Here is an 11941-nt window from a genome sequence, read left to right on the forward strand (position 1 = left end):
CGGTGTGGCACAGAACCTGGGTTTAGCGGATGAGATGGGGGGCCAGCATCGCAGCGCTGCCGACCGCATCGATGGTGACCGACTCCAGTCTGCCGTGGATACGGATGCCCTCCGTGCCCCCAGCCGGGCAATTCTCGAGGCTGCTGTAAATGAAGATGTTCGCACTTCCCATACCTCCCCCTCCCTGGTTGACGTCCACGGTCGAGACCCCCGAGTACACCGCCAGGCCGCTGCTGTTATATGCCTTCACGAACACCTGATGCTGCAACCCCACGGGGACATCCATGATTGCCCCATGAATGGCGTCGTTCATCACCTCGAGAGATACGGGGCCGATGTCGCGAACCGGCCCCTGCACAGACGCCGTCGCCGTCACGACGCCGCAGGGGTCCGTTTCTAAGGGGATGGACACCTGGATAGCGTACGTGGTCATGCCCGTACCTTGTTCGGTGACCTCCTCCGCACTACAGGCCACGAGTAGCGCGCAGCTTCCTCCCAGCATCACTTCCCACATGACTCGCTTCATATGTCCTCCCAGGTCGAGCATAGCCTCGCACTCGGTCGGACAGGCTAAGCCAACGAACGTGATATTTGAAATAGAGGGAGTGAATTTCGCTCGAAAGCCAAGGGATATTGCTACACGATTGCGAGCGTCGTGGTGCGGCAGAGGCCGTGGTACGGCGGGAAGCCCACGCCCACCTCCGCAATCTGACTGTCCGAAGCGAGCGAGCGGAACTCGCCAACGTCGTCGCGGGTGCCGGAGGCGGAGCGGAGCACCTCGGTCAGGCGTGTCTCCTGGCCTCCTCGGTTGACGTAGAGGAGGGCGCGCCCGGTGTCCGCGTCGAGACGCTCCCGCACCCAAGGCATCTCCTGCTTCACATCCTCTGGACGGCCGAGGGACTCCAGGCGCTCGAAGCGCTGGAGGGCATCTGCCACGGCGAACGTCTTGCCGTGGAGGAAGCGGCACACCTGGGTGGTGGCTTCATCCAGCACAGCCTCGATGCGGTAGTGGCGGATGCCGGCTTCGGCGTAGCTGCTCACCTGGGTGAAGGAGCGCCCCTGGCCGATGAAGCTGGCCGCCACCGTTTCCCAATAGAAGGGCGCGCGCCCGATGAGCGCGCCGCGCGCGGCCCTCTCCAAGGACGCGGCGATGTCGCTTCTCCCGAGGCCGGCCTGCAGACCCTCGGCCACGAGACGCCGGGCCTCCTCGCCGAAGGCGTCCAGCCGGCGCCCGTACTCGTTCCGAACGAAGTTGCCTTGGGTGCGGACGATGTGTTGGGGAACGCGCCTGTCGACGGCGTTGAAGCGGGCGGCGAGGGCGACGCCCTGCTCGCGCCGGGCGTGGCTGCGGGTGGACGCCACCACCTCCTCGGCCGCGTCGCCGAGGGGGCCTGGGGGCGAGAAGGGATGACGGCTGTCTGCCGGCCCGCAGCCTCCAGGGCCTGGGCGACGAGGCGCCTGCGCTGGGCGACCGTCGTCGTCCTCCAATCCACGTCGAGGACGGCCACCGCCTCCCGCATGGCGTCCACGTCCGCGCGCCCGACGGCGCGGCGTAGTCGAGCCGCAAGCAGGGCCACGGCGCGCTCCATGCCCGCAGCGGTGCCGACGTCCAGGCCCTTCGCCACCGGCAACTGGAGGACGTCGCCCAGCAGGGCGTCCGCAAATTCGCGCGCTTCGTGCAAGAGGAGCAGGCCGTCAGCGGGGGCCGTGCACATGGGGGCTTCCTGCGTCACCAACTCCACGGGGCTGCGGCGCCTGGCGCGCACCTCGACGCCAGCCGGGGTGAGGGAGAAGACGACGTCGTGGCTGGCCGCGCACCTGTCACACAGCGCGAAGACGAGCAGGCCGTTGCTCCACAGCGTCGTCGTCTCCTCCAAGGGGCTACGCCTGCGGCACATGCGGCACTCCAGGACACCGCGCTCGGCGTCGGCCTGGGCCTGGAGCACCCACGCTCGCTGAATCTGCTAGGGCGTCATGTGGACTGCCCCGAGAACCAGGTGTCGAGCTCCGCCCGGGGGACAGGGACGTGCTCGGTGTCCATGTCCCGGCGTGCGAGCGCCAGGCATCCTTGCGACAGGCGCTCCACCATCTCCGTCATGCGCTCGGGGGCTCTGGTGGCCGTCGTCTGGCTGCGGAAGCGCCAGAAGCGCACGCCCATGTCCGCGAGCACCTTCCGATTCAACAAGAAGTCGAACTCGTCGCGCTCGGGCTGAAACACCGGGTCCTCGGCGAAGCGCAACTGGGCCTCGGCCACGGACCGATTGAAATCTCGCCCATCGCCGCGCAGCAGCGGCGGCAGGCGGAAGGCGCTGCCCACCTTGTCGATGTTGCGCGCGTCATAAGCCTGGAAGAGGGCGTCCTGCTGCTGCGCGTCCGTCAGGGGGCGCAGCTCACATGGCGAGCAGGCCCAGCACCGTCAGTCCCTTTCGGGAGCTTCTTGGGGGGAGACCGGCTCGGAGTCGGAGTCGCGTTCACGGCATCTCCGCCATTCCTGGCTCCTTCATTCGCGCATTGGCGGGCCGCACCATGTCGAGCACGAGCGGGACGAGGGCCTTGAACGCCATGGCCTGATGGCTCACTCGCTCGTCCATGTCCGCCATGCGGACGACCACGAGTTGGTGCTTTGGAAAGACGAGGAGCTTCTGTCCTCCGGCTCCCATCGCTGCAAAGCCTACGGGCTCTCCCTCTTGCTTCCACTCGTACTGGGCGCGGACCACCTTCGCCTCGAAGGCGGAGAGTTCCTCGTTGCTGCCCAGCCGCTGGATGATGGCCGCGGCGAACGCCTCCTGCGGCATGGGGTGCCCCACCAAGTCCTTCAACTTCGCCAGCTTCTCTGACGAGTAGCCCTTCTCACGGGCCTCGTCCAGCATGGGTTGCACGAGCGTCATCGCGGGCGACTTCTCGTAGATGTGCCACCAGAGTAGCCCACTGGCGGAACCCTCAGGATGCGACGACGTGGTGCATTGCTGAACCCAGGTCTGACTCAGGAACCTCTGGGCACGGTAGGTGCCCTGCTGAAGCATGACTTGCCCCAGCTTCGCGAAGTCCACCGGGTGTATTTGGAGCCCTGCCATGCCCACTGGGTTCCCGGATGGGTCCTTGTCCCAGCGGAAATCCATGATGCCCAACGGCTCGAAGAGCTTGCGCTGGAGATACGCATCCAGCTTCTCGCCCGATGCACGCTCGACGATGCCCGGAAGCAGGTTGACGGCGATGTTGCTGTAGAAGAAGCGGCTGCCTGGAGGATCCACCACCTCGGCGTCTAGTGCATAGCGCACGAAGTCCCGTGCATCGTAGATGCCCATGCCCGAGCGCTCGGCGGCCAGCCCCGAGGTGTGGTTGAGGATGTGGCGCAGCGTCACCTGACTCTTGATGCCGTCCTTCCATTCCGGGAACCAAGTCGAGACGGGCGTGTCCACTGAAGGAATCCTCCCTTCATCGATGAGCATCCCGATAGCCATCGCGACCACACTCTTCGTCGCCGACATGCTTTCGGTTCTGTGGCTTTCTCCTCCGAAGTGCCATTCGCCCACGAGGTCACCGCGGTACATGAGCACCAGGGCCGAAGTGCCAGCCTCTTCAGCGGCCTTCAGCAGGGCCGCGAGCGCAGGCTCAGACAGCCCTGCTGCGCGCGGCGATATCTTGGTCAGGCCGGAGGCTACGCCGCCATCCAACCGGGCCTTGCGCGCGTTCTGGCGTGCTTGTTCGACCAGCGCGTCGTAGCCCGGCAGCTTGCGAACCGGCTCCAACGCTTTGGCCTTGAGCATGCCGCCAGGGTCCGCAAGTCCGTGGCGCACTGCGAGCTCTACCCAGGTGTACGAAGCGCTCGTGTCACCCGCGCGCGCTGCAGTGAATGCGGCGTACCACGCTACCTCCAGATACCGGTGTCCCAGTTCCCAGGTCTGCTTCAACCGTTCGTGTGCTTTCGCATGGTCCCCTGCGTATGACTCCTTCCAAGCCAGATTGATGGCGAAGGTGACCTCTGGCGGGGGCGCTGGCTCGATTCTCCGTGGGGCCACGGCGGTCTGAGGTGCTACCAGCGACCGCGGCGATGGAGCGGGGGAAAGGGTAGGGTGTGACGGAGCAGAAGGGGTGCTCGCACAGGCCAAAAGGGTACAAATCGAGAGCATCAGAGGGTGGCGCATCATTGAAGTATAGACGTGCTGATCTGCCCCCGTTCTTCGGACCACGCGTTGCGAGAGTCCCGCGGCGCTGCTGATACCGTGCTCGGGGGATGATGCGGCGGGGTCGGCATGGGCACGGCGAGCTCCGACCTCCGTGGATGTCTTGTCGCCCAGACTGCTGTGCGGACGCTTCTCGTTGTAGTTGTACCGCCACGCCTCAATGCGGACGACGGCCTCCCTCCTGTTGGCAAACCACTCCGCGGACAGGCACTCGTCGCGAAAGCGGCCGTTGAAGCTCTCGTTGGTACCGTTCTGCCAGGGCTTGCCCAGGTCGCTGTAGGCCGTCTGGATGCCGCTGACCTCCAGCCGCCCTCGCAGGGCCTTGGCGATGAACTCCGGGCCGTTGTCGCTTCTGAGGTACTTCGGCGGACTTGACGCCCTCGGGCTTCGGCTGCCGCGCCCGTCCGAGCCGAAGGCGCTTTCTCGGCCTCCTTCGAGTGAGAGCCAGCCCCTCCTTCCTCCAGGGCCGATGCACCCGCTTCACGTTGACCATAAGCCCTTCGCGCCGCAGCAGCGCCCAGGCCCGCCGGTAGCGCCGCGCGTTCTCCTTCTCCAACTCCTTGAGCCGTGTCGCGTCGCCTGCCTCCATGCCGCCGAACTTCTGCCGCCACCGGTAGAGCGTCTGCTCGGCGACGCCGTGCTTCCGGGCCACCTCCACCACGCTGGCGCCAGGGGCCTCCGCCTCCCGCAGGATGCGGACCATCTGCTCCGCGGTAAACCTGCTCTTCCTCACGACCGGCCTACCTCCTGGCCGCGAGGACGCTCTCCCTCTTCAACTGGTCCGAAAATTGGGGAGCAGACCACCCGAATGAAGCCCTGCGCGAACTCGTTCTCGGTAGTCTCTCTAGAGAACGCGACAGAAAACACGAGAAACATCTTGGGTTACGCGACATCGCGAACATTCGGGGGCCGACTTACTCGACGTGAACAGCGGCCTCACGGCTGCTGAGCGTCAACTCCGCTTGAAATCGCCGCCGCCGAGGCCACCGACCTTCTTCAGGAGGTTGTTATCCGCAACGGTGAAGAGCAGGAATCCATGGTTGCCTGTATTGCCTCCATCGGGGTCCCCCCACGTGATGCTGACCATGTTGTGCTGCTCATCGAAACTCCCGAACCCGATGTTGCTCCATCCAGCTGACTTGTTCTCACCGCGCCAGAAGATGACAGTCCCTACCTGGAGGATCTTGTACGTTCCTCCATCCGGGCCCTGGTTCAGCCACGTTCCAGTCAGATTGGTAGCCATGCGCTTTTCTCCATGATTCTTGGGTGATGGTTGATTGCCGAGGTTGGTTGTTGCGCGAGGAGGCTTTGCACGTACGGTGCCAGGCTGGCGCGTCGGCGGACTTGAGCGGTGGCGGCCGGGAGTCATGAAGAGGGGATGGGGCTGGCCACGTCGCGTGTTGACGCAAGACGCGACCGCGATGGGCGGTCTCCTTTTGTCACTTGAACTCATGTGTGCTGTTTGGTTGTGAGGCATTGCTAGCCTCGGAATCTGGCACCTTAGCAATTTCAGTCATTTAGGGCCTGTGGGTGGCCGCTGGCGGTCATCGCGCTCTGCGCGGCTTCCCAAGCAAAGGACTTGCTGCCATGAAATGAGGGGATGATTTTGTGCCGGGGACGGACACTCGTTCGGACGTGTGAAGATTTCCACCAGGCCCGGTGTATAGGATTGACGTGTCAGCCTCGCCGCTGACATGTCAACCGCATGTGCCAAGATGCTTCACGGCGACCCGACCAGGGGACGGGCTGATGGCGCGTTGTGGTGCCGAGGGGCTACTCGGGAGCGGGTCGTGTTCCTGTCAGTGTGTCGTTGGGGAGCAGAGACGAAGAGGAAAGGGGAGGCTCCTGGGGGACAACCCGAGATGGGTCGAGCCTCCTGGTGAGCATCAAGGTAGAGGTCGCGTGAGAGGGGGCAGCCGATGGGCTTCATCGCCGTAACCGTCCAGCGAGCGACGTGCCGAGAGTCCTTGAAGGGCGTAACCGACCGACGGTCGGCGTGCAGCGGGTGCACGCATCCGCTCGCGCAGCGTGGTAGCCGCGCACATGAGTGCCTGACCGCAGAGGTTTGCGTGGATTCAGGATGAGTCGGGTGCGGAGGCGGAGGACGGGCGCCAGCGGTGCGGCAGCAGTTCGTCCAAACGGGCCGCGGGGTGGGTCCCAAGCCGCACAGCCGCTCCTGGATGTCCACGACGAGCAGCGCGGCCTGGTCCTGCTTGAGGCGGAACGTGGGCATGGGGCTTCTCCTTGAGAGGCCCCATGGAGACGCGAACGCCGCGCGCCCGTCGAGCACGGGACGCGCGGCGCGCCGCACGGGTGGACGTTCCGGCCCGGGCGAGTGTCATTCTCCCGCCCTGGGCCGCGCCGCGCTCAGGGCGCCACGTATACGCGCGCCACCACCTCGGTCGTGTTGCCCGCGGCGTCCGTGGCCCGGACGTGGACGAGCGACCAGTCGCGGTTCATCAGGTTCACCGTGTGCCGCAGCACGTTGGTGCCCGCGGGCACGTCCTCCATCACGGTCCCCTGGGTCACCACCGTGGCGGGGCTGGCGTCCTGCTGCTGGATGACCATCGTGACGACCGGGTCGGGGTTGGTCTCCTGCTCGGTGGGCGACAGGATGACGAGCACCGGCGGCGTGAAGTCCGCGGACACCGTCTGCTCGCGCCACGTCACGTGCCCCAGCGCGTCCACGACGGTCAGCCGGACCGCGTGCGTCCCCTCTGTGAGGTGAAGCTGGGTGGAGACGTAGCCGCCGCCCGCGTCGGGCATGACGGGGATGGGCGCGCCGCCATCCACGGTGAAGTACGCGGAGACGATGCCCGTGCTGCTGCGGCCTGCGGTGGCCCAGCCGCACGCCTTGATAGAGGTCTCCTTCGTGTAGCGGGGCAGGCCGCACATCGTGAGCTCCGACGCCCAGCCGAGCACCACCTGCGCGCTGTCGGTGGCAGTCGCGGTGCCGTCATTGGCGGTCAGCGACACGGTGACGGTGCCGGCCCCGTCACACTGGATGCTCGAGACCGGGGCTGAAGGCGACCCGAAGGTGCAGTGCACGCCCGGGGGCGCCACATAGCTCCAGGCATAGGTGAGCGGGTCACCATCCGGGTCCGAGGCCGAGCCCCGCAGCGTCAACTGCTGGGAGGCCATGCCCTCCAGGTCGGGCCCGGCGTCCACGATGGGCGGGGCATTGGGCTTCGTCCAGGTCACGAGCACGTGGTCGGTCACCAAGCCGATGCTCGCGGTCACCGCATCCTCGCCGGGTGCGGTGCCCTCGAAGCAGAACTCGGCCTGCCCGTCGGCGGTGGTGTTCACGGAGGCCAAGGCGGAGTTCACTCCGGACGAAGCGAAGTCCACTCGCACGCCCGCGAGCGGCCGGTCCGCGGCGTCCCGGACCGTGGCCGTCACGCAGAAGAGGTCCCCCACGACGGCGACGCCCCCTCTGGGCGACAGCGTGAGCTTGCTCACCTCCGCCACGGGCGCCAGGGCCATTCCTCCCGGGTAGCCATAGGAGTCGTAGGCATCGAACCCATAGAGCATGACGCCGAAGGGCTGCGGCGCGGACAGGCGGTGCGCCCCCATCGCGACGGGGAGCTGGGCCCCCGAGAAGCCGCTGGTCCCGATGGCCTGGAACTGGCTCGCCGGGATGAGCGCCCCGTCCAGCATCACCTCGGCCACGACGTCGTTGGGGACCACGATGTTGGCGAAGTTGCTGCGGAACCCCGAGCTCGGAGTGGTGACGGTGTACTGGGCGGCGAATTGCTCGAAGGGCGGCACCAACATCATGAACGGGTCGGACGGGATGCCATCGAAGCCCGAGCCATTGGAGTACTGCGTCACGAGGATGGGCTCGTTGGCGGTGATGGTCGCCGAGCCCTGGATGTTCGTCTGGAACACCTTTCCGCGCTGGAGCTGTGCCACCACCGCGCCGTTGACGCTCACCTGCGTGCCGTCCCTGGCGGCCGCGAAGCGGAAGGTGTCCCCGCCGAGGCGTGTGGCCAGCGGCACGGTCACGAAGCGCCGCCCCCACGTCGAGGTCGGGGGGAGCTGCTCCACCAGGTAGTCACAGGCGATCGTGGTGCCATCCGGGATGTTGGCGCACTGATGCCCGCCGAAGACCGCCACCGGGCGCGTGGCATGAACGAGCGTTCCGGAGACGTCCGAGGGCGCGGCCCCCGTGCTGCGAAGCTGGTACGCCTGCCCCTTATTCAGCGCCACGTGGAAGGGCACTCCCGCGGCGTGGTTACCCACCACACTCGCGGGGGTGATGGTCACCTCCGTCGCGTCCTCCGTGGCCACGACGGAGAACTGCGAGCCGTTGACGACGTTGACGTTCGGATAGGCCTGTACCACGTAGTCCGTGCCCAGGCTCGCGGTGGGCAGGCCCAGGAACGCATCCGTCGTTTGCAGGAGCCGGTTGAGCCCATACACGGAGATGTCCGCGCCCGCGGTGACGAGGATGCCCTTGGGCTCCACGCCATCCACGGCCACCTGTGCCACCGAGGAGGGCAGTGCCACCGCCGTCACCTGCCCCGGCGTCACCGAGAAGTCGAAGGACAGCCCCTGCCCCGGAACGCGAACCTGCCCCGTCGTCGCCGTGTCACCGGCGATGAACAACGTGAGCACCGCATCGACCTGGTAGTTCCCCGGGAAGGCCAGCCAGAACTCGCGGCCCCGACTGGCCGCCTTGCTCAGGCCGTGCACGCGCGCATCGTCCTTGCCCGCAAGCCCTTCTGGAGCCCGGTCCCGGGAGGACTCCTCCACACAGCCCATCATCAAACTGCTGACCGCAGCCGCCAGGGCCAGACCGGCCTTCATCCGCATGAGCACGCAACCTCCTCTGTTTTCCTTGGTTGAACGACTGTTCACTTCTGTGCAGGTATGACGAAAAACTACCAACAGGCAAAACGCCCGGGCGCTCCTCGGGAAACGCGGCCTGGGAGGCCAGGGGACCGTTCACGGCCTCCTCTGGACCCAGGTCCTTCACGCGCACCGTGCCAGCGGCCCCGGGAGCTCGCGCGGGACAGCAGAGGAGGATGTGTCCGAACCTCAATGTTGCGTAGTGCCCTGGGTGCTTCCGACTCCGCCTCGCCGACCCAGGCAGAACGATGACTGCGCGCCTCGCTCGCCTTGGCGCACTGCCGAACGCAGCCTTGGCGCGCGCATGACGCAGCGACCGAATTTTGGATAGGTCAGGTATTAGGGATGAGCCGAGAGGACAATCGAGAACGGATACCGGTCCTCGTCTCGGAGGTCCGGGTCATAGGGGCCCGTGGGCAGGACGGTGACGATGAGCGTCCGCGTCGAGTCCGCAGTGAAGTGCAGGGGCTTCGGACCCGACGAGAGGTCCAGCGTCTCGCCATCAGAGTCGGGCATCAATCCAGGCACTGCTTGAACGACAAAGCGACGGCGTGCGTCGGCTGGGGCCTCCAGAGACACGTAGAGGGCGTTCGGAGTGCTGGCTCCGGTCCGCAGCGACAAGTAGCTGGTGCCCAGCATCATCGGCGCATCCTCCGTGACACGATTAGAACTGCGGCACTCCGCCCGCAGACCACACGGACACGATTTGCTTGGGAAGAGCCCACATGCTACCGAGGTCGAGTTCGTCGTCCCCGGCATAGCCCTTCTCCAACGCAGTCAAGAGGCTCGTGAGTCCGGTGGTGAGCTGCTGCTGCGCGGCCGCGAGCCCACTGCTCTCCGTGGTGGGATAGGTCTTCAGCGGGCCGCCGAACTTCAGCATTGCCTGCACCATCCGGAACCGCGCGAAATGGCTGAACTGATCCTCTAGGTCGTTGGCATCCTCGGGGCGGAGCTCTGAGTCGATGACGGGTCCCAGGTTGCCCTCGCCCTGCCCGACGATGGCCTGGAGCACCTCATTCGCCTGTTTCAGCGCGGTGCGGCTGTCACCGCCGATGGTGCTGCTGAACCTGGTGTAGTCGTCGCTTTTATATTGCGGGTTGGCGAATTCGCTCTTCTGCCGGTGGTCCGCGTCGGGCTGGTAGAGTTCGTTCCATCGCTGATTGATGCCTTGCTCGATGGCCTTGTAGAACTGACCGATGGAGTCGTAGGCATCTTGCGGCCCGTTCGGCGCGCCATCGCTCTTTGGCTCGGGGGTCTCGATGGCGGCCAGGAGGGACATTTGCTCAGGGTTCACCGGCCCGAGCTTCACGGGCTTGTTGACCGCGATCCAGGACGGGAACCTGTCGTACCGCGGCGCCCATTCGCCCGTGAACTTCGGCGAGTATCCCTTGGGGTTCTTCTTTCCGCGAACGGTCACCTGCTGGGGGGGGAGCTGGGCGTTCGTGCCGGGAACCTGCAAGGAATAGGCGGCCGTCAGATAGAGGGGGATGGTCCACAGCTCCAAGTAGACGGCTTTCTGGAGATGCTCGAGGAGGGCCGCGTCGGTCCAGGTCTTGTTTTGCACAGGGAACTCTGAGGTTGCTGCGAGGTGCCGTGGATGGATGCTCCGGAGACGGGAGCAATGTTCGCGCCAGGGCTTGCGGAAGAACGGCTCCAGTCATTTCAACTCCTTGCGGTGATGCCAGGCTCCGGGTGCCAGGGGAACCCGTGTCGCTGACACGTCAGTGACGGAGGCTGACGTGTCCGCCAATTTTGCGCTGGGCGTGGTGAGAAGCCTGCGGGCGGCCAGGCCGTGCTCGCCCGCCGCGCTCACAACCAGGCGGAAGTGTTCGTCCCTCGCCTTCGTGCGCGCCTCGCTCACCCGCATTGACGCGCTGCCTGACGCAGTCTCAACGCACGCATGCCGCAGCTACCGAACTTGGGGAAAGGATACCGGCGGCACGTCGGGCGTGAGCGATGGCGTCTTCTGTGTCCCGACCACCTGCAAAGACGGCATCAAGACCGGGGGCGAGACCGACGTGGATTGCGGCGGGCCCGTCTGTGCGCGCTGTGGGAAGGGCAAGAGGTGTCACCAGCAGAGCGACTGCGACGTGGGCTTGACGTGTGACACGTCCACCTCGCCCCGCCGATGCGTGGCGTTCACCTGCGACGCGGGCAAGTACCTTGCCAATGACGTCTGTGTCGACGTGGGGATCGGCTACTGGTCTCCCGCGAACTCCAACGAGCGCCGTGCCTGCACGAACGCGCCCGCGAACGCGGAGTATACGAGTCCGGCGGCGACCCAGGCCGACTGTCCCTGGACGTGCAAGGCAGGTTACCGGCGCGACTCCACGGGCACGAAGTGCGTGGAAAGCAGCACGGCCCAGTTGCTCACGTGCGCGGCGGACGAAGTGGCAGTCGGCATCCACGGAAGGGCGGGCGCCTGGCTGGACGCGCTGGGGATGCGCTGTGCCCGCTCCGACTCCGGAACCATCATCGGCGCCGCGACGAGCGCCACCGCGATTGGCGGCTCGGGGGGCACGGCCTTCACCCGGGACTGCGGGCCGGGCGCCGTCCTTCACGAAGTCACTGGCATCAATGGTTGGGCGAAGGCCCCTGTGAATCAGTCCTGGTGGAGTGAAATCAACCTCTCGACGATAGAGGTGTCGTGCAGGAACCTCCAGACAGGCGAGATCAACTCGCTGACCAAGGTGGGGGGGAGTAGCTCCTGCATCCTGGGGAAGGAGACGTACTCCTTCCAATGTGGCGGCAATGGCCTTGTTCGAGGCTTCGTGGTGGATAGCGCGAACACCTCCACGTACGTCGGCTACATGCTCGACCTGAGTTGCCGCTAGGCACCCTCCGCTCGTCTCCGTCTCCACCTGAGCCAGAGTCCCAGCCCGGTGTCCGCGCCTCCCAGCCCACTC

The 11941-nt window shown here is 66.1% G+C and carries 8 protein-coding genes and 3 pseudogenes; 2 read left to right on the forward strand and 9 right to left on the reverse strand.

Features of this window, described 5'->3' with window-relative positions; all coding sequences use genetic code 11:
• Positions 1-22: 22 nt before the first annotated feature.
• Positions 23-526 carry a hypothetical protein gene (locus BHS09_RS08880; protein WP_140788947.1) on the reverse strand — a complete coding sequence of 168 codons (504 nt, stop codon included), beginning with the start codon at positions 524-526 and terminating at the stop codon, positions 23-25.
• Positions 527-636: 110 nt separating this feature from the next.
• Positions 637-1715 (reverse strand): annotated as a pseudogene (locus tag BHS09_RS08885) (head morphogenesis protein).
• Between BHS09_RS08885 and BHS09_RS38830 the strand changes: the two are divergent.
• Positions 1714-1959: a hypothetical protein gene (locus BHS09_RS38830; RefSeq protein WP_174259149.1), complete on the forward strand. Its 246-nt coding sequence runs from the start codon at positions 1714-1716 to the stop codon at positions 1957-1959. The pseudogene BHS09_RS08885 and the gene BHS09_RS38830 sit on opposite strands and share 2 nt — an antisense overlap.
• A gap of 13 nt (positions 1960-1972) precedes the next feature.
• Here the strand turns inward: BHS09_RS38830 and BHS09_RS08895 are convergent.
• From BHS09_RS08895 to BHS09_RS08930, 7 genes and pseudogenes are all read right to left on the reverse strand, one after another.
• A pseudogene (locus tag BHS09_RS08895) lies at positions 1973-2392 on the reverse strand (phage portal protein); the annotation flags it as partial.
• A 79-nt stretch (positions 2393-2471) separates the two neighbouring features.
• A complete protein-coding gene (locus BHS09_RS08900) occupies positions 2472-3767 on the reverse strand; it encodes a serine hydrolase domain-containing protein (RefSeq protein ID WP_237080441.1) in 1296 nt (431 codons plus the stop codon).
• A gap of 429 nt (positions 3768-4196) precedes the next feature.
• Positions 4197-4917, reverse strand: a pseudogene (locus tag BHS09_RS08905) (integrase core domain-containing protein); the annotation flags it as partial.
• 219 nt (positions 4918-5136) lie between these two features.
• A complete protein-coding gene (locus tag BHS09_RS08910; protein WP_140797670.1) occupies positions 5137-5427 on the reverse strand; it encodes a hypothetical protein in 291 nt (96 codons plus the stop codon).
• 1124 nt (positions 5428-6551) lie between these two features.
• Entirely contained in the window at positions 6552-8999 is a 2448-nt protein-coding gene (locus BHS09_RS08920; RefSeq protein WP_237080250.1) for an Ig-like domain-containing protein, read from the reverse strand.
• A gap of 375 nt (positions 9000-9374) precedes the next feature.
• The gene (locus tag BHS09_RS08925; RefSeq protein WP_237080252.1) at positions 9375-9677 is read right to left on the reverse strand and encodes a hypothetical protein; all 303 of its coding nucleotides are present in this window, start codon (positions 9675-9677) and stop codon (positions 9375-9377) included.
• 22 nt (positions 9678-9699) lie between these two features.
• Positions 9700-10599: a ferritin-like domain-containing protein gene (locus tag BHS09_RS08930; RefSeq protein WP_140797671.1), complete on the reverse strand. Its 900-nt coding sequence runs from the start codon at positions 10597-10599 to the stop codon at positions 9700-9702.
• A gap of 526 nt (positions 10600-11125) precedes the next feature.
• On the opposite strand from BHS09_RS08930, the gene BHS09_RS39235 reads away from it, so the two are divergent.
• Positions 11126-11869 (forward strand): hypothetical protein, encoded by a 744-nt coding sequence (locus BHS09_RS39235; RefSeq protein WP_237080253.1) that lies wholly within the window; start codon positions 11126-11128, stop codon positions 11867-11869.
• Positions 11870-11941 lie beyond the last annotated feature (72 nt).

The sequence above is a fragment of the Myxococcus xanthus genome (assembly GCF_006402735.1).
Taxonomy (GTDB): Bacteria; Myxococcota; Myxococcia; order Myxococcales; family Myxococcaceae; genus Myxococcus; species Myxococcus xanthus_A.

Excerpts from the sequence above, each read along its gene's own strand:
- BHS09_RS08880 (WP_140788947.1), bottom strand. The coding sequence starts at position 526 with ATGAAGCGAGTCATGTGGGAAGTGATGCTGGGAGGAAGCTGCGCGCTA.
- BHS09_RS38830 (WP_174259149.1), top strand. The coding sequence starts at position 1,714 with ATGGGGGCTTCCTGCGTCACCAACTCCACGGGGCTGCGGCGCCTGGCG.
- BHS09_RS08900 (WP_237080441.1), bottom strand. The coding sequence starts at position 3,767 with ATGCTCAAGGCCAAAGCGTTGGAGCCGGTTCGCAAGCTGCCGGGCTAC.
- BHS09_RS08910 (WP_140797670.1), bottom strand. The coding sequence starts at position 5,427 with ATGGCTACCAATCTGACTGGAACGTGGCTGAACCAGGGCCCGGATGGA.
- BHS09_RS08920 (WP_237080250.1), bottom strand. The coding sequence starts at position 8,999 with ATGCGGATGAAGGCCGGTCTGGCCCTGGCGGCTGCGGTCAGCAGTTTG.
- BHS09_RS08925 (WP_237080252.1), bottom strand. The coding sequence starts at position 9,677 with ATGATGCTGGGCACCAGCTACTTGTCGCTGCGGACCGGAGCCAGCACT.